20 protein-coding genes are annotated in these 22,085 nt (G+C 71.7%); 9 read left to right on the top strand and 11 right to left on the bottom strand.

Features of this window, described 5'->3' with window-relative positions:
- Window positions 1–202 precede the first annotated feature (202 nt).
- Window positions 203–376, bottom strand: coding sequence for a hypothetical protein (locus ACZ7LY_RS23125; protein WP_471626562.1), 174 nt, complete (start codon window positions 374–376; stop codon window positions 203–205).
- A gap of 406 nt (window positions 377–782) precedes the next feature.
- Between ACZ7LY_RS23125 and ACZ7LY_RS23120 the strand changes: the two genes are divergently transcribed.
- Window positions 783–1,004 (top strand): DUF397 domain-containing protein, encoded by a 222-nt coding sequence (locus ACZ7LY_RS23120; RefSeq protein WP_471626561.1) that lies wholly within the window; start codon window positions 783–785, stop codon window positions 1,002–1,004.
- 558 nt (window positions 1,005–1,562) lie between these two features.
- Here the strand turns inward: ACZ7LY_RS23120 and ACZ7LY_RS23115 are convergent.
- The 6 genes from ACZ7LY_RS23115 to ACZ7LY_RS23090 all read right to left on the bottom strand — a co-directional run bounded on the left by ACZ7LY_RS23115 (window position 1,563) and on the right by ACZ7LY_RS23090 (window position 6,785).
- On the bottom strand, window positions 1,563–2,078 hold the full coding sequence (locus tag ACZ7LY_RS23115; RefSeq protein ID WP_471626560.1) for a hypothetical protein: 516 nt from the start codon (window positions 2,076–2,078) through the stop codon (window positions 1,563–1,565).
- Between the two features lie 34 nt (window positions 2,079–2,112).
- Window positions 2,113–2,511, bottom strand: a complete 399-nt coding sequence (locus ACZ7LY_RS23110) for a hypothetical protein (protein WP_471626559.1) — start codon at window positions 2,509–2,511, stop codon at window positions 2,113–2,115.
- Window positions 2,512–2,641: 130 nt separating this feature from the next.
- Window positions 2,642–3,115, bottom strand: coding sequence for a hypothetical protein (locus ACZ7LY_RS23105; RefSeq protein WP_471626558.1), 474 nt, complete (start codon window positions 3,113–3,115; stop codon window positions 2,642–2,644).
- A gap of 95 nt (window positions 3,116–3,210) precedes the next feature.
- On the bottom strand, window positions 3,211–4,995 hold the full coding sequence (locus ACZ7LY_RS23100) for an alpha/beta hydrolase (RefSeq protein WP_471626557.1): 1,785 nt from the start codon (window positions 4,993–4,995) through the stop codon (window positions 3,211–3,213).
- A gap of 5 nt (window positions 4,996–5,000) precedes the next feature.
- Window positions 5,001–5,447 (bottom strand): hypothetical protein, encoded by a 447-nt coding sequence (locus ACZ7LY_RS23095; RefSeq protein WP_471626556.1) that lies wholly within the window; start codon window positions 5,445–5,447, stop codon window positions 5,001–5,003.
- Between the two features lie 825 nt (window positions 5,448–6,272).
- Window positions 6,273–6,785, bottom strand: coding sequence for a hypothetical protein (locus tag ACZ7LY_RS23090; RefSeq protein ID WP_471626555.1), 513 nt, complete (start codon window positions 6,783–6,785; stop codon window positions 6,273–6,275).
- Window positions 6,786–7,141: 356 nt separating this feature from the next.
- Here ACZ7LY_RS23090 and ACZ7LY_RS23085 point away from each other — a divergent pair, with 356 nt between their 5' ends.
- The 4 genes from ACZ7LY_RS23085 to ACZ7LY_RS23070 all read left to right on the top strand — a co-directional run bounded on the left by ACZ7LY_RS23085 (window position 7,142) and on the right by ACZ7LY_RS23070 (window position 9,933).
- Window positions 7,142–7,441: a WXG100 family type VII secretion target gene (locus tag ACZ7LY_RS23085; protein WP_471626554.1), complete on the top strand. Its 300-nt coding sequence runs from the start codon at window positions 7,142–7,144 to the stop codon at window positions 7,439–7,441.
- A 146-nt stretch (window positions 7,442–7,587) separates the two neighbouring features.
- Window positions 7,588–7,893, top strand: coding sequence for a hypothetical protein (locus tag ACZ7LY_RS23080; protein WP_471626553.1), 306 nt, complete (start codon window positions 7,588–7,590; stop codon window positions 7,891–7,893).
- Window positions 7,890–8,594 (top strand): hypothetical protein, encoded by a 705-nt coding sequence (locus ACZ7LY_RS23075; RefSeq protein ID WP_471626552.1) that lies wholly within the window; start codon window positions 7,890–7,892, stop codon window positions 8,592–8,594. Before ACZ7LY_RS23080 ends, ACZ7LY_RS23075 begins: the two co-directional genes overlap by 4 nt.
- A 10-nt stretch (window positions 8,595–8,604) precedes the next feature.
- Window positions 8,605–9,933, top strand: a complete 1,329-nt coding sequence (locus ACZ7LY_RS23070; protein WP_471626551.1) for a hypothetical protein — start codon at window positions 8,605–8,607, stop codon at window positions 9,931–9,933.
- A gap of 76 nt (window positions 9,934–10,009) precedes the next feature.
- Here ACZ7LY_RS23070 and ACZ7LY_RS23065 read toward each other — a convergent pair whose 3' ends face one another.
- Window positions 10,010–14,434 carry an FtsK/SpoIIIE domain-containing protein gene (locus ACZ7LY_RS23065; RefSeq protein WP_471626550.1) on the bottom strand — a complete coding sequence of 1,475 codons (4,425 nt, stop codon included), beginning with the start codon at window positions 14,432–14,434 and terminating at the stop codon, window positions 10,010–10,012.
- Between the two features lie 239 nt (window positions 14,435–14,673).
- On the opposite strand from ACZ7LY_RS23065, the gene ACZ7LY_RS23060 reads away from it, so the two are divergent.
- Window positions 14,674–15,615, top strand: a complete 942-nt coding sequence (locus tag ACZ7LY_RS23060) for a hypothetical protein (RefSeq protein WP_471626549.1) — start codon at window positions 14,674–14,676, stop codon at window positions 15,613–15,615.
- 20 nt (window positions 15,616–15,635) lie between these two features.
- On the opposite strand, the gene ACZ7LY_RS23055 is transcribed toward ACZ7LY_RS23060, so the two are convergent.
- Both ACZ7LY_RS23055 and ACZ7LY_RS23050 read right to left on the bottom strand, forming a co-directional pair.
- Window positions 15,636–16,241, bottom strand: a complete 606-nt coding sequence (locus tag ACZ7LY_RS23055; protein ID WP_471626548.1) for a sigma-70 family RNA polymerase sigma factor — start codon at window positions 16,239–16,241, stop codon at window positions 15,636–15,638.
- 160 nt (window positions 16,242–16,401) lie between these two features.
- Window positions 16,402–17,178 carry a LamG domain-containing protein gene (locus ACZ7LY_RS23050; RefSeq protein WP_471626547.1) on the bottom strand — a complete coding sequence of 259 codons (777 nt, stop codon included), beginning with the start codon at window positions 17,176–17,178 and terminating at the stop codon, window positions 16,402–16,404.
- A 418-nt stretch (window positions 17,179–17,596) separates the two neighbouring features.
- On the opposite strand from ACZ7LY_RS23050, the gene ACZ7LY_RS23045 reads away from it, so the two are divergent.
- Both ACZ7LY_RS23045 and ACZ7LY_RS23040 read left to right on the top strand, forming a co-directional pair.
- Complete coding sequence (locus ACZ7LY_RS23045) at window positions 17,597–18,418, top strand: alpha/beta fold hydrolase (protein WP_471626546.1); 822 nt, start codon at window positions 17,597–17,599, stop codon at window positions 18,416–18,418.
- An 8-nt stretch (window positions 18,419–18,426) separates the two neighbouring features.
- Entirely contained in the window at window positions 18,427–19,284 is an 858-nt protein-coding gene (locus tag ACZ7LY_RS23040) for an alpha/beta hydrolase (RefSeq protein WP_471626545.1), read from the top strand.
- A 78-nt stretch (window positions 19,285–19,362) separates the two neighbouring features.
- Here ACZ7LY_RS23040 and ACZ7LY_RS23035 read toward each other — a convergent pair whose 3' ends face one another.
- Window positions 19,363–20,820 carry an amidohydrolase family protein gene (locus ACZ7LY_RS23035; protein WP_471626544.1) on the bottom strand — a complete coding sequence of 486 codons (1,458 nt, stop codon included), beginning with the start codon at window positions 20,818–20,820 and terminating at the stop codon, window positions 19,363–19,365.
- 194 nt (window positions 20,821–21,014) lie between these two features.
- Between ACZ7LY_RS23035 and ACZ7LY_RS23030 the strand changes: the two genes are divergently transcribed.
- Window positions 21,015–21,944: a LysR substrate-binding domain-containing protein gene (locus ACZ7LY_RS23030; protein WP_471626543.1), complete on the top strand. Its 930-nt coding sequence runs from the start codon at window positions 21,015–21,017 to the stop codon at window positions 21,942–21,944.
- The last annotated feature ends 141 nt before the right edge of the window (window positions 21,945–22,085 follow it).

Genomic DNA, 22,085 nt, shown 5'->3' with positions numbered 1-22,085 from the left:
GCGGCGCGTGCGTTGCGCAGCTGCCGGGGCAGGGAGAGCGTGGGGTCCTGGGAGTCTTTCGGTTGAGGTGCGCCCGAGCCAAGCTACGGGGACCGTGGCCCGGGCGGAGGGTGGGTCAAGGACGGGCGAGCCCCAAGGCATTCCTGGAGCCGCTCGGCCCCCGAATGCTGTGGGTACCGACGGTGTGGTCATCATCTGCCTTTCAGGCCTCTGCCTCGCCGGAGCGGTCGTGGTGCCGTTCATTGGTCTCGTCGAGGTCGGGATGAACTGCCAGCCAGGCGAGGGCGTAGCGGATCGCAGCGGCTTGGCGCTGGGCGAGCGCTCGGCCGTCGGCCCCGTCGATCACGGCGTAGCGGACGGTGACCGTCGACGTCATCCCACGGTGCGTCCGCTCGGTCCGGTGAATCGTGTCCGGTGGCCCATCGGCGGCGGTCGTCGACGATGGACGCTCCGCACCATCGCCCCTGTCAAGCGCGGGCAGGGGTTCGCCCGAACTGTCGCCAGCGCGACGGCTGTTGTGCGCCCCAGTCACGCCTCCTCCCGCAGAGGGGTGGACCATACGGGCAGGCGCGGGGCGGCTAGATATGGGGTACGCGCGTGTCTGTGGGTCATACCTTCTATCGAGAAAATCTCGGCGATCTGTGCCAAACGATCACTTGCCGTCGCACGTGGTCACGGCGGCACTGCCGACCACAGCAGATCGGGAAAGGTTCATCCACCGATATGCAGGCTGGCCTCGACCCTCGTGGCAGATCGGGCCGTGAGCTGCGCCGAAGGGAGGCTTGCCTGACGACCCCTCAGACCTTGACTGGCACCGAGCCGCCCCCGAAGAAGCCACCGGCCCCGGCCCCTGGCTCGAGATCGCCTTCGGCGACGGCGAGTTGGTGTACCTACGCGAAACCTCCGCCCCAGACGCCATCGTCACGACGACGCGCGCCATGTGGGACGCGTTCGTACTTGGCGTACAGGCAGGAGAGTTCAACCATTTCGCAGTCGGCACGTAGGCCCCTCCGCTGTTCACGAAGTTCCTCCCCGCCGACGCATGAGCCACATCCCTGCGGCGTCAAGCTGGGCCCTTGCCCTTTTCCAGCGCCGCTCATCGCCGAGCCGGGCGTACGAGTGCCACAGTCCGAGGCAGCAACCGACCCGTTCGCAGGCTGACTTCGTCGGGAGACTCGTTCTTCCGCCGCAGGGGACTGCCCGGCGGACTTGGCTGTCGTCACAGGGGCGATCAACGGAGAATTCATGGAGTCAGGGCCCATCGAGCTGTCCGAGCGATCAAGGCAGTACGCGGAGGACCGGCGGCTGCTTGTCAGGACGGGAGCGGGTCCCCGGTTCCGTTTCACGGTCAAGGAGGTCGTGCTGGATCTGGGAATCGTACAGCGCGTTGCGCTCGACTTTAGTCTCCGCCCCTCTTCGGTAATCAGCTACACGAACTGATTGCGCTCCCGATCCAGCCAGGCCCCACCAAGATCGAAGCCCAACTCCAGCAGCAGAGACATGATTTCATCGCGCCACCGCTCCGCCCTCTTCTGCCTACGGTCTCCCTATACGCCCAAGAGTCATGGCAAGTGCGCGCCTTGCCACATCCACCCCGATGAGAGCACGACCTTCTGTAGCGGGTCCCGGAGGTCGTTGGAGTCGAAGCGGTAGTCGTAGACGAGGTGGCGCTTGCCGTCGGGGCCCTTCTTGAAGTTCCCTGTCCCCTTCCAGGCACGGGTCTTTGGCCCACTGCCGCGCTTTCGTTCCACGATCCGCTTGGCCGGATCTCCGGCCCGAGTGATCTCCTCGATGTCGACGCAGACTTCGGCCTCGTGGGTCGCGCCGTTCAGTCGTATCCGGAACTTCACCGTGCGCTCGACCTGCCGTCGTCCTCGTCCGCTGCCAGTCGCCGGGTCGGTCACGTTCCACTCCGCCACCACGTCCGCGTTCTCTCGGGAGAATCCAGCGCGCACGCGGTAGGGCTTGTCGGGGCCGTTGAGCGCGAGCAAGGCCGCCTCGACATGGGAGCGTTCCATCGGCTCGACACCCTCATCCGGGTATCTGTTTCCATACCGCCAGTCCAGATAGCGGCCCATAGGCACTTCCTTCCACAGCGGAGTTGAGCCGCCGTCAGAGCTGGAACACTCCCCGCCAGGTCCACCCCGCCCGCAGGACCGCGACCTCCAGGGGGTTCGTCATCTCCCGGGTGTCGAAACGGAACACCTCAACGCGTCGCTTCCGGCCGTCGGGCCCCGTCACCGTTTCCTTCTGAGTGAATACCGCAGACGCGTGACCACGCCCGTACTCCTTGTCGGCGTTGCCAGCGGCACGGTTCACCCACCGCTCGTGGAGGACGCGCACCTCGTGCTTCTCCGGGACCAGGCGCATGCTGATCTTCATTCTCAGGCCGACCCTCTTGATGTGGCACTCCGCCACCAGGTCCGCCTTCTCCCCCTGCTGTCCTTCCCGCACGCTGAACGGTAGGTCCGGGCGGTTCAGCGAGAGCAGGGCCTCACGGACGTCGGTCACCGGCTTCGGGGCACGGCCGTCCGGGAACCTCGTACCGGTCCACCTACTCAAGAACCCCACTGCTCTGCCTGCCTGCACCTCGGCGTCGGAGTGAATTGCGCGGATGAAGTCCTGAAGCTCCCCAGCGCGGCTAGTACTCCTTGTTGAGGTCCGTGCCCTTCGGAGCCTTGAAGCAGCCAGAGACGACAGTGACTTCGAGGAGTGGTTCCTTCTTGCCGGACTCGCCGGTGATGTGCAGGGAAGCGTTGACGGAGAACCGTTCGGTCTTGGAGTCCGCGGTCAGTTCGAGGTTCTTGTTGGGGCTGCTGTCCTGCCCGTAGTCGACGATCTTCCAGCCGTGACTGGGCAGCGCGTCCTTGAGCCTTTGGAACCCCGCCTGGAGCTTCTCGGGTGCCACTTCGTAGATCGACCACGGGTGACGCGTCTTGTACAGGTGGTCGGGATCCTCGTCGCAGGTGGAGATGCCAGGCCCGGGTTCGGTGACCTTGCCTTCTTTGATGGCGATCATGTCGAGGATCTGGCTGGAGAGGGAGCTGGCCTTCTCGCGGGCCTTGTCGACGGACAGGGTGGGGGGCGGTGTCTTGTGGCCGGGGTCGTCTTTCACGTCCTTGGAACATCCTGTCAACAGAAGCGGAAGGGCCACGGCCATGGTGAAGGTGCCCCACCGCCAGCTGGGCCGATTCCTGAGCGAGTTCACGATCATTCCTTCACGTCGCCGTATTTGCCGACCACTACGGCCCCCTGGTTCTGCAAAGACACAGAACCATAGTCCCAGTAGCCGCTGTGGCCACTGGTGTCGACGTCCATGCGGTGCGCGCCGAACGCCTCGTCGGTAGGGATGTTCTGGATGTATCCGGCGTTGTACGGGATGTGGTGCCAGGTCGAGACGCCCATCTCGCTTCCGGCGAGGAATCTCTTTCCCAGAGCGGGGACGGGGTCGTTTCGGGCGCCTTCCGCCCACACGTGGTCGCTGCCGACGTCGAGGTCGTCAGCGTTGCCGACGAGCATGCCGGGACTGCCGGCGACCAGGATGTCGTCGGCTGCGATGTGGCCGTCCGCCTTGACGGCGGCGCCGACGGTGGTGGAGCCGTAGCTGTGGCCGATGAGCGTGGTGTGGCTGGAGTCCGGGCCACCCTGGGCAGTCTGGAGGCCGTCCATGAACTGATTGAGCGGCGCTGCAGCATCCTCGGCATAGTGCTTGACGGTGGCGTTGGGGATCTGGTCCGGCGCGTCGTAGCCGATCCACGTGATGGTGGACGTGCTCTGAGTTGGGGACTGTTGGTTGGCATTTCGCCATAGGTCCGACATCCGGCCGATGTCGCCATGGGCGTTGGCCAAACTCGCTCCAGTTCCCGGCACGTAAACCGCCGTGTTGTCGGCGGTATCGGGGTTGCCCGTGGCGACGATCGCGCGCCCGTCACCCTCGGTACTGAAGCCCAGGAGGTAGGCCTGCGGCAATCCCGCGTGGGTGTTGCCCTGCTTGTCCTTCTCGGACAGGCCGCTCGCATCGAGGCGGCCCTGGATCGCCTGCATGCCCGTCATTCGGTCGTGGAGCGGGACCCACTTCTGCCACGCCGGATTCACCACCGAGGAGGGCGGGTCGCCCTTCATGATGTACTGCGGCGGGTTCGTGGGCAGCTGGTCCAGTTCGAGCTGCGTCTGCGCCATCGTCTGCGCGAGCACCATCCGGTTCGAGGTGTCGCGGGCGATGCTCGGGATGCCGTCGAGGGCGCCGATCTGCGCCGGGTACAGCGTCATGTACTCGTCGCGCTGTTCCTGGGTGAGGTGGTCCCACCAGCCCTTGTTCTCTGCCGGACTCTTGCCGTGCGGAATGTCGCCCTTGTCGACCACGTTGCCCGCGGTCTTCTGGACGGCCTGCATATCCTTGCCCGAGTCGGCGAGCATCTCCTTGGTGACTGCCAGCCCTGGCGGGGCTTTGAGTCTGCGCAGCGTCCCGGCGTAGCGGCTGTCGATCTCGGCCGCGTCGTTGACCGCGGTGGAGATGCGTTCGGCGATGTCTTCGGCCTTGCCCTTGTTCTCGTTGCCCTGGGCCTCGCCCTTGCCGGGCAGGAACGGCAGCTGCGAGCCGGCGGTGGCCTTGCCGTTGCCGGGGACAAGTGGCACCGGGTTGTGGTAGGTCACCGAGCCGTCGGAATTGACCGTGAACCCGAGCGACTCCGCGTCCTCCAGGGCCTGTTTCAGCTTGCGCTGCGGCGCGGCCAGCTCGGTGGCGAGTGCGTTCAGGGTGGTGCGGATCAAGCCGCACTCGCTGTGCAGGTACTGGTAGTTGTCCCGCAGCTGGTTCAACCGGCCGACCGCCGCGTCCGGCGTCTCGCCCTTCTGCGTGCTGCGCACGGGGATGGACATCTCCTGGTCCACCCGGACCCGGGCGGCATCCGAGCGGTTGCTGACGTTGTTCCAGCCGTCGGCGGCATCCTCGTACTCGGTGATCTTCAAATCGCGCAGCTGCTGCCAGGTAGGCATCTAGATCACCTGGCCCAGCCGGGCTTGTTGGGCGTGTGCACACCGTCGACATCGCCCTTGACCTTGTGGTCGGTCTCGCCGAACTTCTTGCCCGTCTTGCCGAGCGTGCCGTGCAGGTGGTCGCATTCGTCGCGGACCGCTGTCAGCCTGGCTTCCCAGGTCGGCTGGATCTCCTTCAGCGCGGCCGTGCAGTCGAACCCCTCGGTGCCGCCGCCGACGCCGTCGTCCGACTTCTTCAATTCCGTCAGACCGGTATTGGTGGAGGTCCGCAGTTCTTTCGCGACGCGGGCGGCACCCGTCCACGGGGTGTCAGTGATCAGCAGATCCGGGCCGCCGCTGCCGGTGGTGGGCTGAGAGTAGCCGCCCTCGCCTGTCAGGCTGTTGAGCTGCGTGTGGGTGGTGTTTCGCTCGGCCGCTTGGCTCTTGAGCTGCTCCCACTCGTCCCACGCCATGCGCGTTCCCCCCTTACCCGGTCTCCTACCGGGAAGCTCCTCGGCCCAGCCCTCGATCCCGATCCTCATTGCTACTGCACACGTTACGAGTGCTGGCTTTCTGATGCCTCCGTGCGATCACTCAAAGTCGAGCCTGAGTATCTGTACCTAGACCCTCATCACGGGCACCGAACACGCAGGCAGAATTTGGGTGTGGCTCAATACGATCGGCGCTCGTCCTGCGGATTCGTGCTGGATGGTCCATACGTAGGTGGCGGTCCGTATGGCCCCTGAGGGTGGGCAACCTGTCCGAATCCGGCCGTACGTTTGCGGCGCCGCATGACCGTGAAGCCGACCACAGCACCGGCCACGACCACGGCACCGACTCCCGCCGCTACCCATGTCGTAGTGCTCGACGAGTTGTCATCGCTCTTCGCTGCCGTCTGGTGGTCCTTGCCGCCGCCCGCTCCGGTGGCGGCAGACGAGGACGGCTTCGCGGATGCCTTCACCGGGAAGTCGGGCAGCGGGTACTGGTCGGCCGGGCCCGGGTTTCCGGGGTTGGTCAGGGCGATACGCGGGCGGACGATGCCGTAGCCGATCGCGTCCGTACGCTTCGACCCGTCGACCGGGGCGCCTTCCACCGGCACCACCCGCGCCCGCCCCTCCACTCGCACCGTCGCACAAACCCGTAGGTCAGCGCAGTGCGCAACACCAGCCATGTTCGCTGGCTCCCGCCGGGGCGCCTAGCCTTCTGAACAGCGGAAAAGCTGGCCTTCTTCTTTTGGCCGCATTGTGCAGCAGCCCGGTCGCCGCCTGCGGATCAGCGGGCCAGGGCGGCCGGACCCCTCAGTACTCCGTGTTCAGGTCTGTGCCCTTCGGTGCCCGGAAGCAGCCCGACACGACCGTGACGGCGAGCAGCGGCTCCTTTTCGTGGCCTGCCGCGGGGCTGGAGACAAGCAGTTCCACGTTGATCGAGAACCGCTTGGCCGTCGAGTCAGCGGTCAATCCGAGGGTCTTGGCCTTACTGGCGTCGTGACCGTATCGGACGGTCTTCCAGCCGTGCCGGGGAAGCGCCCTGTGGAGGCGTTCGAAGCCCTGCTTCAGGACCTCCTCGGACGACACTTGATAGATCGACCACGGATGACGCGTCCTGTACAGGTGGTCCGGGTCTTCGTCGCACGGGGAGACGCCTGGTCCGGGCTCGGTGACCTTGCCTTCCTTGATGCCGGTCAAGTCGAGGATCTGGCTGGAGACGGCGCTCGTCTGCTCGCGGGCCTTACCGACGGCGAGGGTGGGAGGGGTGGGGCCGGAAGCGGCAGAGCGGGTGGGGGACTTCGGGCCCGGGGCGGGATCATTCACGTTCTTGGCGCATCCCGCGGTGAGGAGGGACACGGCGAGACCGATGGCTGCCGCGCCCGCCCAAGACCGGCGGGGACAGCGTGGTGGACGTCGTGCGAGTGCGCAGTTCATCAGCCTTCTTTCATCCGGTTGTATCGGCCAACCACCACATTCGCCTGGTTCTGGGGCGACGTCGAGCCTTCGTCCCAGTACTCGCTGTGGCCGCTGGTGTCGGCGTCCATGCGATGCGCGTCGAACGCTTCGTCGGTAGCCGCATCATGGCGAATCCGGGTGGTGTGAACCGGTGATCCGTTCTCTCCGTAGTCCCCGTAGTGCGCCGGGGAAGATCCTCGGCCGGGACGAGAGGGAGGCGCTTCATGGGTGACGGGAACATCAGGATCAGCCCGGAGGACATGCGGGAGGCCTCGACGTGGCTGCATCACCAGAAGGAACTGATGCAGCAGAGCTTGCACGAGGCGAACACCAAGATGGAGGAGATGGTCGAGGCGGCGTACGCGACGCCGGGGTCCGAGACCAGGTTCCGGCCGTTCTGGGAGGAGTACAAGAACGGGACGGACAAGGCCATCGAGGGGTTGCAGGGCGTCAGCGAGTTCATTCAGCAGGTCGCCGACGCGTTCGTCGACACCGACGACCAGACCGCCGGGTCCATCGGCTGAGAGTGCGGCCCACGTCCGGCCGGTGGCGCGCCTCCGGTACGGAACCGGCTCCGGCCCCGCCGCCACGGGGCACGGAGCCGGCGCGCCGTAGGACAAGCGGGCGGGCAGGAATCAGCAGGCGCAGGAAAGAGTGAGGGGAAGCCGGGATGGGGCGCATCAGCGTGCCCGTGCAGGATCTGAAGGACACCGCCGCCGAGCTGGAGCACATCGGCGAGCTGATCGGGAACTCCGCGACGCTGTATCACGCGGCCGACGACGCCGACTCGTTCAAGAGCGTCGTCGGGGACTCCACGCTCGCCTCCGCCCTCGACGGCTTCGACAAGGCGTGGGTCGCCGGGCACGAGAAGGTCGCCGACAACGTGAAGGTGTTCACGGAGAACACCGACAAGATCGCCGAGAACTTCACGTCGACGGACGACGAGAGCGCCCAGGCGTTGGAGAAGGACGCGTGAGCGCCGGCGACGTCCTCGGCGCCCCGCACCGGTACCGGCTGCGCTTCCCCGGGTCCTGGTGGCACCTCGATCTCGACCCCGCCACCCGCGACGCCGCCCTCAAGCGCGCTGTCGAGGCGCAGGTCGAGAACGTGCCGCAGTTGTCACGCGCGCAGGTGGACGAGCTGGTGCGCGCGAGCCGGCGTACCGCGCGGGACGCCCACGCGCAGGGCGCCCTCCAGGCCGCCGGCATGCTGCGCGTCCTCGGCACCGGGGACGGGCCGCTCGTGCTCAGCGCGACGACGCTCGTGCTGCGGGTGTCCGTCCCCGAGCACGAGTCGGAGGAGCTGTCCGACCTCGTCATCGCGGCGGCGCTCCAGGTCGGCGCCGACGCGGAGGGCACGGGGCTGCCGGTGGGCGAGGTGGAGATGGTCGATCTGCCCGGCGTCGGGGCCGTGGGACGGATCACGCGCATCGAGGAGGTCGACGTCAAGGGGCGGCGCGTGCCGACGGCGACGCGGCACACCCTGATCCCCGTACCGCACAGCCGGGACTATCTGGTGCTGGCGAGTTCGACGCCGAACGTGCGGCTGGCGGAGCAGTTCTACGAGGTCTTCGACGCCATCGCGGAGTCCTTCCGCTTCGAGGACAACCCCGTACGGAACAACCCCGTACGGGACAGCTCCGTACGGGGCGACGACGGCGCCGGCGCGGGAAAGTGAGGGGGATGTCATGGCACGGCCTGCGCTGAGCGACTGGCAGGAGGTCTTCGGGTTCGACGACGACCCGACCCCCGGTGACGCCGATGTCCTCGCCAAGCTCGCCCGGAGCTACCGGTCGGTGGCCGACGACGCGGGTTCGGCGCTGCCGCTCGTGACGCGGCTGGAGAACCAGCAGGCGGGCGAGGGCAAGTCGATGGAGAAGCTCCGCGACAAGCTCGGTGACCTGGCCGAGCAGGTACGTAAGCTGCACAGCTCGTACGACCAGGCGGCGAGCGCGCTGACCACGTACGTCCACTCGCTCCAGGACATGCAGCGCAAGGCGGACAACGCGCTGGCCGAGGGGCGCGCCGCGAAGAAGCGGCTGGACGCGGCGAGCGAGGTCGTGCGCGCCGCCGGTGCCGACATCGGGCGGCTTGACGCGGCGGCGCCCGCGCCGGACGACGAGGCGACGCGGCGCAGCGTGCGGCGTTCGCTGGACGAGGCGGAGCACCGCAGGTCGCTCGGGCAACGGGACGTGGACGACGCGCAGTCGGACCTGGACGCGGCCCGGCTGCTCGCGCAGGACGCGCGGGAGGTGCGGGAGGACGACGCGCTGGTGGCGGCGCGGGCGCTCGACGAGGCGCGGGACGAGGCGGTCGCGGGCAAGAGCCTGTGGGAGAAGATCCGCGACAAGCTCAGTCTGGCGTTCGGGATCATCGGCGGGGTGCTCGGCGTGCTCGCCATGCTCGTCCCGGGGTTGCAGGGGCTGGGGCTCGCGCTGACGATCGGGAGTTTCGCGTTCAGCGCGGCCGCGTTCGGCATCAACATCGCCAAGAGCGCGGAGACCGGCGAATGGGACCCTCTCGACATCGTGCTCAGCGTGATCGGGCTCGGGCTCGGCGCGGGCGCGATAGCGAAGGCCGGGTCGGGGATCGGGGCGCTGCTCAAGAACATCCCGAGCGAGATCAAGACCATCCCCGGCGCGTTCAAGACGGTCCCGCGCAACATCCGGATCGCCGTCAACGACTTCAAGAACCTGCCCGGCGACATCGTGAACGCCGTCAAGGGCATCGGCTCGAAGATCGACGACTACGCCTGGCTGGCGCAGGTGCCGAAGAACCCGCTCGGCGCGCTCACCACGGGCATCGGCAACACCGTGGGCGCCCTGCTGCGGTTCCGTCCGCAGACCATGCAACTGCCGACGATTGCGGGATTGTTGGGGATCACCGCACGCTGGTCGCGGCCCGACGTCGCCGGGTTCCTCCTCGGCGTCGGCGGGCTGATCTACGGGACTGCCGCGTACGGGGGCCACGCGATTCCCCCGGCGCGGGACGGGAGTTATCTGCCCGGCACCACCTGAGCGACCCCGCCTGACGGTCAGGACCCGCGCCCGGCAACCCCCGCACGCAAGACGGGAGTTGCCGGGCGCCGGCGCCTCAGGGCGCTGTCGGTGGCGCGGCCGTCGTCTCCGGGACCTGGACCGTGCGCAGGACCCCGTCGCCCAGGTGCAGGATGGCCCGTCCGGGGCGGCTCGCGCCGAGCCGGCCGCGCGGGACCTTGACGCCGATGAGGTCGCCGTCGCTCATGGCCTGCGGCTTGAGGAGCAGGCCGCAGCGGTTGCGGCGGGCCTCGGTGTGCCAGCCGGAGAACCCGGAGGAGAGCCGGTCGGTCTGCCCGGAGATCACCAGCGCCCGGCCGTTCTCCGTACCGGACTTGGCGATCTGCGTGAGGACCGGTTCGGCCCGCGTCTTCAGCAGCAGGTCGGCGTCGTCGAGGAGGACGACGGCCCCCTCGGGCGCCGCCGCGAGCGTCTGCTCCAGGGCGAGGGGGTCGATGTCGGTGCCGTCGTACAGCGCGAGGACGCCCGGGTGTCCGGCGAGGTCGCGCAGCGGGGAGCGGACGGGCGCGCCGACGACGAGGGGCGTGCCGGACGCGAGCAGCGACGCGGCGAGCGTGGCGAGGGCCGTGCTGCGGCCCGAGCGGGCGGGACCGGCGACGAGGAACGTCGGCGTCACCGCGAAGTCCGGCCCGTACGCGGCGAGTTCGTCGCCGCCGATCCCGGCGAGCGCCCAGCGCGGGGACGCGGGCGCGGCGGGCGCGTAGTGGACGGCCTCGTCCCAGGTGAGGTGGTCGGGCAGGGTGTCGACGCGGAACGGCCGGTGCGGGGGCGGCTGCCGCTCGGCCAGTTCGCGGCAGTGCGCGGCGATCCGCTGGAGCGCGGCGGCCTGCGCCTGGCCCTCGGGGCGCGCGTCGAGGAGCGCGATCTGCGTCTCGGCCTTGTCGGCGGCGCGGAAGGCTCGGCCCGGCGGGATCTCGTCCGGTACGTGGCGCTGGGCGATGCCGATCATGCCGTACTCGGACTTCTCGTTGAGCTTGAGGACGAGCTTGTCCTCGGTGGAGCCGTTGACGCGGCTGGAGAACAGCGCCCGGTCGCCGGTCATCAGCAGGTGGATGCCGACGCTCGCGCCGTCGCGCAGCAGGGTCAGTACGGACGCCAGCAGGTTGCCGGAGTCGTACTCGCCGAGCTGCTTGTCGAAGACCTCCCAGCGGTCGAGGAACAGCACGATGTGCGGCGGGCGTTCGCTCTCGGGCAGGGCGCGGCGCAGCTCGGGCAGGTCGGCGCTGCCGCGTGCCGCAAGCAGTTCCTGACGGGCGGTCAGTTCGCGGGTGAGGCGGGCGAGGAGGCGGGCGACGCGGTCGGGCTGGGTGCGCTGGGTGACGGCGCCGCAGTGCGGCAGGCCCTCCAGGGGCAGCAGCGCGCCGTTGCCGCAGTCGATCGCGTACATGTGGAGCTTGCCGGGGCTGTGGGCGGCGGCGAGGGTGCCGGCGATGGTGCGCAGGGTCTGGGAGCGGCCCTGGCGGGGCGAGCCGACGATGTGCAGGTGGCCGAGGGTCGCCGGGTCGATGACCAGGGGCGTACGGGCCTGCTGCGCGGGCAGGTCGACGACGCCGTAGGCGACGGGCGGCAGGTCGTAGTCGCCGGGGGCGGGCGCCGGGAGGTCGGCGGCGACCAGCGTGTCGGGCAGCGGCGGCAGCCAGGGGCTGTGCTGGGCGGGCAGGCCGAGCTGCCGGTCGGCCTCGCGGATCGCGGCGACGAGCCCGGTCAGGTCGGTCTCGACCTCGGCGGGGGCGCTCGCGGCGCGGGGGCGGGCGGGCAGCGGGTCGCCGAGGCGTTCCCAGGTCAGCGGCAGGGCCCAGGGTTCGGGCAGCGCGACGGCGGCGGAGCCGGGACGGCGGCCGCCGACGCGGCCGGACTGGAAGGGCACGAGGGAGTTCTGTCCGAGGCGGACGTAGGCGCGACCGGGGGTGGCCTGCGAAATGGCCGCCGCCTCCGGTGAGTTGATGACGTCCTGGCTCTCGCCCGCGTCGGTGACGCGCAGCGCGATCCGCAGGTTGGTGTTGGCGCGGATCTCGGAGGAGACGACGCCGCTGGGGCGCTGGGTGGCGAGGATGAGGTGGATGCCGAGGCTGCGGCCCCGCTGGGCGATGTTGACGAGGCCCTTCACGAAGTCGGGCAGGTCGCGGACCATCGAGGCGAACTCGTCGATGACGATGAGGAGCCGGGGCATCGGGGCGCGGCCCGCGTGCGGCTCGCGCTCCAGCAGGTCGACGTAGTCCTCGATGTCCTTGGCGCCGGCGGCCGCCAACAGGTGTTCGCGGCGCGTGAGTTCGGCCGTCAGCGAGACGAGGGCGCGCTCCACGAGGTGGGCGTCGAGGTCGGTGACCATGCCGACGGTGTGCGGCAGGTCCACGCAGTCCTTGAACGCGGAGCCGCCCTTGTAGTCGACGAGGACGAACGTCATGGCGTCGGGGCGGTTGGCGACGGCGAGGGACGCGACGAGCGTCTGGAGCAGTTCGGACTTGCCGGAGCCGGTGGTGCCGGCGACCAGGCCGTGCGGCCCGTCCCGCTTGAGGTCGAGGTGGAAGGGGCCGTCGAGGGAGACGCCGACGGCGGCCCGGGTGGAGCGGCCCCCGGCGGCCCAGCGCGTGCGGATGGCGTCGGCGTGCGGCGGGTCGAGCGCGAGGACGTCGAGCAGCCGCGCGGCGCCCGGCAGCACGGCGGCCTCCTCGTCGGCGCCGCCCGGGTCGCGCAGCGGGCCCATGGCGCGGGCCAGCGACCGGCACCAGTCGAGGGAGACGGCGTCGGGCCTGATCCCGCCGACCGTGCCGCGCCCGGAGCGGCCGACGCGCAGGGTGCCGCCGGGCTCCTCGGCGACGACGGCCTGGCACTCCTCGGGCAGCAGCCGTTCCTCGGCGTCGAGGCAGAGTGCGCGGACGCCCACGGCGGGTCCGTCGCGCAGGATCTGGGCGACGCCGGGCAGGGAGCGCAGCCGGCGGGCGCCGTCGAGGACGACGAGCACGTCGGGCCCGGCGGGGGCGCGCCGGTCGGTGCGGGCGGCGCGGTCGGCGATGAGGGCGCCGAGTTCGGCGACGCGGCGGGCGCAGCTCTCGGTGCCGTAGCCGATGCTCGCGGGCGTGTCGCCGGCCTTCTTGCGCACGTGCGGCAGCCAGCGCAGCCACGACCAGCCGTCGCGGCCGGCCTCGCCGGTGGTCAGCAGGTGGATCTGGAGGTCGCGGGGGCTGTGCAGGACGGCGGCCTGCGCGACCGCCCAGCGGGCCACGGCGCGGGCCGCGTGGCCCTCGCCCGCGATGCCGAGGACGTCGTGCTCGCGCAGCGGCACGGTCACCGGCACGTCGTACGCCGTCCAGGGGTCCTCGCGGCGGTGCTCGTCCTTCGTCGGGTCCTGGAGGACGACGTCGGAGTCCATGTCGGCGGTCCCGACGCGCAGTTCGAGGAAGTCGGCGTCGGTGGTGCGCCGCTCCCATAGCCTGCGGCGCGGGCCGACGGCTGTGAGCGCGACCTCGGCGGGGTCGGGGAAGCCGCGGCGGCGTGCGGTGCGTTCGGCGGCGAGCGCGGCGGCGGCATCGCCCTCGATACGGGCTTTTTTCTCCTCGTACGCGGCGACGCTCTCGGCGTGTCCGCGGCGGCCGGTGCGGCGGCTCATGACGTAGTTGCCGACGATGGCGACCGGTGAGAGCAGGCCGAACAGGAGCATCGACATCCGCCCGAAGACCAGCGCGCCCGCGCCCGCCATGACCAGCGGGGCGAGGGCCGTGATCCACGGCAGCGGGCGGGCGGCGGGCGGCGGGGGCGGTGCGGGCAGGGTGAAACGGGTGGCGGTGGTCGCGGGGCGCAGCCGGGGCGGGCGGTTGTAGTCCCAGCCGGTGCCGTCATCGGCGGGCTGGAGGGCCGCGTCCGGCTTCTGCGGCAGCGCCAGCTCCAGGAGGCAGTCGCCGAGCAGGAGTTGGGCGCCGGGGAGCCAGGGGGTGGGGCCGGTGAGGTCCTCACGGTCCAGTTGGAGGGTGACGCCCGTGGCGGCGGCGGCCGCATCCGGGGTGATCGTGCTGCGCCCGCCGGGGCCCACGGCGATCACGGCAAGCGGCAGGTCGGGGTCGGCGCGCAGCGCCTGGGGGCTGCCGTCGCGGCCGAGCCCGATGCGGAACTCGCCCATGTTCAGGCGGTGGATCGTGCCGGCGCCCCTGCCGCCCGCCGTGCGCAGTTCGACGAGTCCGTCCGGTTCGGCGGCGGCCGTCCCCGCGGGGCCCGCGTGCGTCTCGGGTCCTGTGGGCCGGTTCAGGCCGACGACCGCCGCGTGGTGCAGTGGCGCCGCCCGCAGGGGCACGTCCGGTGGCAGGGGGGTCGTGCCCGTGTACAGCGTGGGTACGGGGGTGCTCGCGCCGGTTCCGGCGGCCGCGGCCAGGGTCCGGGCGACCGCGTGGAGGGGGGTGTCCGGGTCCGCTTCGAGGTGGACGTCGAAGGCGTCGCCGGTCTCGTCTACGACGGTCAGCATCAGCGTCATGGCGGGGGCCTCCGGCGGGTCGGTGTCGGGCGCGGTCGCTCGGTGTCGGGCGCGGTCGCGGTGCGGGTCGTGCGGGGGTGCGTCGGGGACTACGGGAGGCCGCGGCGGACGGTTCACGGCGGGGCGGGGCTGTGAGCGGGGCGGGACCTTCGGGGCGGCGCGGTGAACCGGATGCGGGAGGCGGACGTAGGGGCACGGAGGGGGCTGGTGCGGTCCCGTGATGCTGCGAGGAGCGGAAGATGATCTGGTACGTCCTGGCCGTGGTGCTGGGGCTGGCGCTGGCCGTGGCCGTGGGGGCGCTGGTCGTCACCGAGCGGCGGCGGCCCCGTAAGCCTGCTCGGGCGGGCACCGCGGAGGCGGTCGTGGGCCGGGAGGCGCTGGACGTGGTGAACGCGGGGCTGCGCCGGCTGACCGGCGAGTGCGCCAGGTCCGAGCGCGCGCTGCCCGACCTGTACGCGGTGCGCTACCGCGAGGAGCGGCTGGCGCTGCTGCTCGCCGGGGCCGAGAAGGACGCCCCGGCGCCGTGGGCCGTGGAGGCGGACGGGGAGCGCTGGACGATCGCGCCGGACGATCTGCACCGGCCGGGCCCCGAGGGCGAGCCGGCGCTGCCGTACACGATGACGGTGACGGTCGGGTACGACGGCGCCGACCGGGTGCTGGTCGATCTGTCGCGGGCCGCGGGGCCGGTGTCGCTGACCGGGCCGGAACGGGAGGTGCGGGCGCTGGCCCGGGCCGTGGTCGTGGAGGCGCTGGCCGGACCGGTGGGCGCGCTCGCGGAGGTCACCCTGGTCGGTTCGCTCGCCGGCGGCACCCTGCTCGGCGGCGACGAGGCGCGGACCTCGCGGCTGCACGGCGCGGCGAGCCTGGAGGAGGCGTTCGCCACGGTCGCGTCGGCGGGCGGGACGCCGGTGCCGGGCGCGCCGGACGTGACGCAGATCTTCCGGCTGATCGAGGGCAGCAGCACGACGGCGGTACGCGGGGAGGCGCCGCACCTGTTCGTCGTGGAGGCGTCCCAACTGCCGCGCCGGGACGGGGTGCTGGCGGGGCTGCGGCGCGGGGACGCCCTCCTGGTGATCGGCGAGGCGCCCACGGGCTGGCGCTGGCGGATCACGGAGGACGGCGCGCTCGACACCGGTCCGCTCGGCGTCGAGGTGGCGCGGCACGCGGGGCGCGCGGGGTGACAGCCGGCGGCCGGTGCGGGTCAGCCGGCCTCCCGGTCCGCGCCGCCCGCGGTCAGGCCCCGGTTGTGCAGCGCTTCGCGCAGGGCGCGGGCCGCGTAGTACGTACGGGACTTGACGGTGCCGGGCGGGACGCCGAGGAGGCGGGCGGTCTGGTCGACGCTGCGGCCCATGTAGTGGACGTGCAGCAGGACTTCGCGCTGGGCCGGGCGCAGGTCGCGCAGCGCGTCGACAAGGACCCGGGAGGTGAGGACGTGGTCGACGCCGTCGGAGACCGGCAGGTGGACGAGTTCGGCGTCGCCGCTCTCGGGCGGCCGGGCCTGGCGGGCGCGGTGGCCGTCGATGACGAGGTTGCGCAGCGCGGTGTAGAGCCAGGGGCGTACGGCGTCGGTGGTCGGGTCGAGTTCCCCGGAGTGCCGCCAGGCGCGGATGGCGACTTCCTGGAGGGCGTCCTCGGCGCGGTGCCAGTCGCCTTCGAGGCGGCGGGCGGCGAACCGGAGCAGGGCGCTGCCGTGGAAGTCGTAGAGCGCGCGCAGGAACGCGTCGGGCCGCTGCGGCTCGGGGTCGTGGGGGTCGCAGGGGGTGCGGGGGCGCGGTATGCGGTCCTCGCTCGAAGCGCCGGCCGTCAAGGGCCTTCCTCTCCGGTGGTCGGTGGGTGCGGTGCGGGGGTGCGGTGCAGTGGGGTGCGGGGGGCGCGCCGCCCCGGACGGGCCGTGCGCTTGGTGTGCGGCGCGCGGCGGCCCGGGGCGGCGGCGGATGCGGAAGCGGAAGCGGTACGGGGACGCCGGATCAGCGGGGTTCGTGCGCGCTGAGCGCGGCGACCTCGCGGGGGCCGAGCAGCCGGTCGTAGACGTGGACGTCGGAGAGGTCGCCGTGCCAGGGGTCGACGGCCTTGCCCTTGAACTTGCCGCGCCCGGCGACGACGGTCCCGGTCGGCTTCACCGTGCTGCGGGCGACGCGGCTGCCGGCGAGGCGGCCGTCCACGTAGATCCGCATGCGGTGGTCGCTCTGGCGGTAGGTGCCGGTGAGGTGGTACCAGCGGCCGGGGCGGGGCGCGTCGGCGGTGTCGGCGACGGTGCGGGCCCCGGCGAAGCTGAACGCGAAGTTCCCGTCGGCGCCCGAGTACTGGAGGAAGAAGGTGCTGAACCGCTCGCCGTCCTGGGACAGCGCGGTGTGCATGCCGTCCATGCCCTTGGCGTCGAGGCGGACGCGGACGGCGACGGAGTAGTCCTTGTGCGCGGTGTCGAGGCGGGTGCCGGTGTCGGCGTAGCCGTCGGTGCCGTCCAGGCGCAGGGCGCCGCCCTGCGGGCCCGCGACCCAGCGGGTGCCGCCGACGGTGATCGCGTCGTGCTCGCCGGTGCGGGCGGTGCCGGAGCGGTGCAGCGGCCACCAGCCGAGGCCCTCCGCCGCGCCGGTCGCGCCCGCGGCCGGGGTGGTCGAGGCGGCCGGCCGTGCCGCCTCCTCGTCGGCGCCCGAGCCCTTGCCGCGGACGAGCTGGACGACGACGAAGGCCAGGGCGACGGCCAATACGGCGATCGTGGTGATGAGTGGCCATCTGCGCGTCATGAATTCCCCCAAGAGCTGCGGCGTAAAAGGTGTCACCGGCGACCACGCCGACCGGTCGAAAAGCGGTTCAGTGTGCCGGTGAATTGTGACAGGCACACCGCTTGACAGCAGTGGCACCCCCTCTGGTCTGCGGCGTTACCGCTGAAATGTGAATTACTTGTGGGGACGTGACGGCGATTCGGAAACCGCCGCGTTCACTTTTCCGTACGGCACCGAAAAAGACACCGGAGGCATTTCGGGGCGTACGGGGATTTCGGCGGGGCAGAAAAGGGAGGGGTCGGGGCAGGGGCCTGGACCCATGCCCGCCGGGGCATGGCCGCACCCCGAAACGGCATTCGACACACATGGCCGGGCTGGTGAGGATGGGCCTCGGCGCGTACGCGTGGGGCGGACGCGCGGCACGTGAAAGGCGCTCCCGATGGCTACCTCCAGGCTCGAGACGGCCGTGATCGACGGCCGTCCGCTCACCTACGACCTGCACGGCGACCCGGCGCGCCCGGTCGTCGTCCTGCTCAGCGGGTGGTGTCAGGACCACCGCCTGTTCGACCCGCTCGTGCCGCTGCTCACCGACACCCACCGCGTCGTACGGATCGACTGGCGCGGGCACGGCGAGGACCGCACGCCCGTCGCCGACTTCGGCTACCGGGAGCAGGCCGACGACGTGATCGCCGTCCTCGGCCGGCTCGGTGTGGACCGCTTCCTGCCGGTGTCCACCTCGCACGGCGGCTGGGCCAACGTGGAGATCGCGGACCGGCTCGGCACGGCCCGCGTCCCGCGCGTCGCCGTCATCGACTGGATCATGACGCCGGCCGGCGCCGACTTCCTCGCGGGACTGGAGGCGAGCCAGGACCCGGAGCACTGGCGGGAGGCGCGGAACGCCCTGTTCGACGTGTGGATCGGCGACAGCGGCCACCCGCTCGTGCGGCGCCATCTGGACGAGGAGATGGCCGCGTTCGACTACGAGATGTGGGCGCGCTCGTGCCGGGTCATCGCGGACGCGTACCGCACGTGGGGCTCGCCGCTGGAGCGGATGGCGGCGCTGAAGGAGACCCGCCCGGTGCGCCACCTGTTCTCGCAGCCGACCGCGCCCGGGTACGCGCGGGCGCAGGACGACTTCCACGCCGCGCACCCCTGGTTCTCCTACCGGGCGGTCGGCGGCCCGACGCACTTCCCGACGCTCGACTCCCCCGGGGTCGTCGCCGAGGAGATCCGCGCGCTCGCCCCGGCCGGCGAGCGCTGAGGCGCGCCGTGTCCGATCCGCGTACGGACGCCGCGTACAACGTCCGTCTGAGCGTGCCGCCCGAGGTCTTCGACCGGACCCTCGCCGCCTACCGCGCGCGCTCGGAGGAGGCCGTACGGGGACTGCCGGGGCAGGGCGGGATCGGCTACGACGAGCGGTCGGGGGAACGCCTCGACGTGTGGGGCACGGGCCCCGGGCCGCGGCCCGTGCTGCTCGTCGTGCACGGCGGGTACTGGCGGGCGCTGTCGCGCCACGACACGGCGTTCATGGCGCGGGCGATGGCCGGCGCGGGGATCGCCACGGTCGTGCCCGACTACACGCTCTCCCCGGCCGCGCCCCTGGAGGAGATCGTGCGGCAGGTCAGGGCCGCCGTCGCCTGGGTGCACCGGCACGGGCCCGCCCACGGGCTCGACCCGGATCGCCTGGTGGTGGCGGGGAGTTCGGCGGGCGGGCATCTCGCGGCGGCCGCGATGAGCGGCGGCTGGCAGGCGGCGCTCGGGCTGCCGGACGACGCGGTGAAGGCGGGACTGCCGATCAGCGGCCTGTTCGACCTGCGCCCGCTCGTCGACTCGTTCGCCAACGCGTGGCTCGGCCTGGACAGTTCACGGGCCGCCGCGCTCAGTCCGCTGCTCGCGCCCGCGCCGCCGCCGGGGAAGGCCCCGCGGGCGGTGGTGGCGGTCGCCGAGCACGACGGGTCCGGATTCCTCGCGCAGAGCGCGGAGTTCGCCGGGGCGTGGGGGCGGCACGCGGACACGGATCTGCTCGTGGTGCCGGACCGCCATCACTACGACGTGTTCCTCGATCTCGGCGACCCGGACACGGAGTTGTTCACGCGGGCGGTCGCGCTCGTACGCGGGACGGGCTGAACTCCCGTACCGCATCTACTTGTTCGTGGGGCCCGGCATGCGGCGGCGTGCCGGGCCCCACCGTGTCGTGCGGGCGGGTCAGCGGGCCGTGTGGTCCTCGGCGTAGGCGGCGGCGAAGTGGACGCAGGCGGCGCGTTCGGCCTGCGCGAACCACTGGCTGATCTCCTGCGGGCCGTGCTGCGGCTGGTCCGCGCGGGCGGCCTCGATACGGTCGAGCGCGGCGCCGGCGCGGACCCGCAGGGCGGCGAGGTCATGGCCGACGAGCCGCCCGTCGCGCTTGCGGACCTCGCCGCCGACCAGGACCGTGTCCACGTCGGCCGCCGTGCACTGGAGCACCACGGAACCCGCCGGGTTGCTGGAGCGCACGAGGTGACGGGTGTCGGAGACGACGATGACGTCGGCGCGCTTGCCGGGCGTCAGCGAACCGACCTCCGCGTCCAGGCCGAGCGCCCGCGCGCCGTTGCGGGTGCCCCAGGTCAGCGCGTCGCGCACGCCGAGCCCGACCGTCGCCGGCATCGTGCCGCGCCGGTGCACGGCGTCGTGGTCGAGGCAGCGCTGCGTCTGGAGCCCGAGCCGCATCTGCGAGAACAGGTCACCGGAGCCGACCGCGACGATGTCGGTGCTGACGGCCGGTTCGAGACCGTGGTCGAGGGCGGCGCGGAACGGGGGTATCCCCATGCCCATCTGCATCTCGGTCTCGGGCGCGATGGTGACGCGGCCCCCGGTACGGGCGACCAGCTCCCACTCGGCGTCGTTCAGGGCCGGGCAGTGGATGTGCAGATGGCCGGGGCGCAACAGCCCGTGGTCGTCCAGCTCCCGCAGCCCGCGCAGGAGTACGGAACCGGTGGCGGCGCCCGTGTGCGAGGCGGTGAGCACGTCCAGTTCGGCGGCGAGGCGGAACTCAGCGGCGCTCGCCTCGAACGGCACGGTGCCGAAGTCGCTGAGCAGCATCGCCATCCGCGACAAGTCGCCGCCGTCCGCGAAGAGTTCGGCGCGCAGGGCGCGGGCGTCGCGCAGCCGGTCGGCGTGCGCGGCGAAGGCGCGGGGCCGGTAGTCGTACTCCTGCATGCCGTACGCGTACAGGGAGCGAATGCCGGAGGCGCGCAGCGCGGCGACGGCGGCGCGGGCGTGGTCCGGGCTGTTCACGCAGTCGCAGCAGTCCAGGATGGTGGTGACGCCGCTGTCCAGGGCCTCGAGGGCGCCGACGAGGGTCGCCGTGCCGAGGTCGTCGGCGCCGAGGATCGCGCCCGTGCCGTGGAAGGTGGCCGCGAGGAACTCCAGGAGCGACTGGTCGGCGGCGCCCGCGCGCAGCAGCGACAGCCAGGTGTGGCGGTGGCTGTCGACCATGCCGGGAAGGACGAACCCGCCCTTCGCGTCGATGACTTCGGCGTCGTGCCCGGCGAAGTCGGCGGCGTCGCCCGCGATGGCCGCGATCCTGCCGTCCTCGATGAGCAGGGCGCCGCCGGGGAGGTCGCCGATGGCGGGGTCCATCGACAGGATGTGGCCGCCGGTGATCACGGTCCGGTGCGTGGGCATGGGCTCTCCGCTCTGAGTTCCGGTGCCGGGGCGGCGACCCGCCCGGGGTGCGGGCGTGCGGGCGCGGGCCCGGCGTCTGCCCGTGATGGTGCCGAGCGGTCGCGGGGCGCGCCAATACCTGTTCCGCCTCGACGTATGCCCGCCCGGTCATGGCTTCCTTCCCAGGCGGCGGGGAGCGGCTATAGGGTCCGGGCGTGGACCTACCTCGCCTTCTCGACGGGCGGCTGAAGCTGCGCCATCTGATCCTCGCCGACGTGCTGTCCGAGCAGGGCAGCGTCGTGGGCGCCGCCGCCGCGCTGCACGTCACGCAGCCCGTCGTGACGCGGAGCCTGCGCGATCTCGAGGCGATCCTCGGGGTGCCGCTGTACGAGCGGGGGCCGCGCGGGATCACGCCGACGGTGTTCGGCACGGCGTTCACCGAGCACGCGCGGGCGGCGCTGGCGCAGCTCACGCAGGCGGCCCGGCACGTGACCGAGCTGGCCGACGCGGACCGGGGCACGGTCGTCGTCGGCACGCATCTGGCCGGCTCGAACCTGCTGCTGCCGCGGGCCGTGTCCCGGCTCAAGGACGCGCATCCGCTGCTGACGGTCGTCGTACGGGAGGCCACGCCCGAGTCGCTGCTCGTCGACCTCGAAGCGGGGCGCACCGACCTCGTCGTGGGGCGGCTCACGGCCGACTCCAACGACAGCGTCGTACGGGAGAATCTGTACGACGAGTCCGTACGGGTCGTCGTCGGCAGCGACAACCCGCTGGTCGGGCGGGACGATCTGACGCTGGCCGCGCTCATGGACTATCCGTGGATCCTGCCCGGGACGGAGACGGCGCTTCGGGGGGAGCTTGAGGCGCACTTCGCTCGGAACGGGATCCGGTTGCCGGAGAATCGGGTGGAGTGCACGTCTTTCCTCGCGGTGCGGCAGATGTTGATCGACAACGCGGTGGTGGGGGTGTTGCCGGCGCTCATCGGGCAGGACGATCCGCGGCTCACCGCGTTGCCGGTGTCCCTTGATCCGATCGGGCATCGGGTGGGGGTCACGTATGTGAAGGATCGGGCGCTCAGCCCTGCGGGGGTGGCCATGTTGGACATGCTCCGTACGGTGGCGCTGGCGCTGGCGGCGGATTCCTGACGCAAGCTCTTTCAGCGCGGGCCCATTGCAGCGCCGGCTGTGCGCAGTTCCCCGCGCCCCCTAGGTGGGTGGGTGGCTCCGGCCGGTGGGGATCCTCGACGCGCGTCGTGGCTGATCGCGCAGTTCCCCGCGCCCCTGGGT

This window comes from Streptomyces sp. NPDC107550 (assembly GCF_055639095.1).
The sequence above is the reverse complement of the archived record's forward strand: the minus strand, read 5'-3'. Positions and strand labels throughout refer to the sequence as shown.

Bases quoted from the DNA above. Each gene is read 5' to 3' on its own strand.
- ACZ7LY_RS23125 (WP_471626562.1), bottom strand. From the start codon at position 376: ATGACGTCGACGGTCACCGTCCGCTACGCCGTGATCGACGGGGCCGAC.
- ACZ7LY_RS23115 (WP_471626560.1), bottom strand. From the start codon at position 2,078: ATGGGCCGCTATCTGGACTGGCGGTATGGAAACAGATACCCGGATGAG.
- ACZ7LY_RS23100 (WP_471626557.1), bottom strand. From the start codon at position 4,995: ATGCCTACCTGGCAGCAGCTGCGCGATTTGAAGATCACCGAGTACGAG.
- ACZ7LY_RS23095 (WP_471626556.1), bottom strand. From the start codon at position 5,447: ATGGCGTGGGACGAGTGGGAGCAGCTCAAGAGCCAAGCGGCCGAGCGA.
- ACZ7LY_RS23085 (WP_471626554.1), top strand. From the start codon at position 7,142: ATGGGTGACGGGAACATCAGGATCAGCCCGGAGGACATGCGGGAGGCC.
- ACZ7LY_RS23080 (WP_471626553.1), top strand. From the start codon at position 7,588: ATGGGGCGCATCAGCGTGCCCGTGCAGGATCTGAAGGACACCGCCGCC.
- ACZ7LY_RS23070 (WP_471626551.1), top strand. From the start codon at position 8,605: ATGGCACGGCCTGCGCTGAGCGACTGGCAGGAGGTCTTCGGGTTCGAC.
- ACZ7LY_RS23065 (WP_471626550.1), bottom strand. From the start codon at position 14,434: ATGACGCTGATGCTGACCGTCGTAGACGAGACCGGCGACGCCTTCGAC.
- ACZ7LY_RS23060 (WP_471626549.1), top strand. From the start codon at position 14,674: ATGATCTGGTACGTCCTGGCCGTGGTGCTGGGGCTGGCGCTGGCCGTG.
- ACZ7LY_RS23050 (WP_471626547.1), bottom strand. From the start codon at position 17,178: ATGACGCGCAGATGGCCACTCATCACCACGATCGCCGTATTGGCCGTC.
- ACZ7LY_RS23045 (WP_471626546.1), top strand. From the start codon at position 17,597: ATGGCTACCTCCAGGCTCGAGACGGCCGTGATCGACGGCCGTCCGCTC.
- ACZ7LY_RS23035 (WP_471626544.1), bottom strand. From the start codon at position 20,820: ATGCCCACGCACCGGACCGTGATCACCGGCGGCCACATCCTGTCGATG.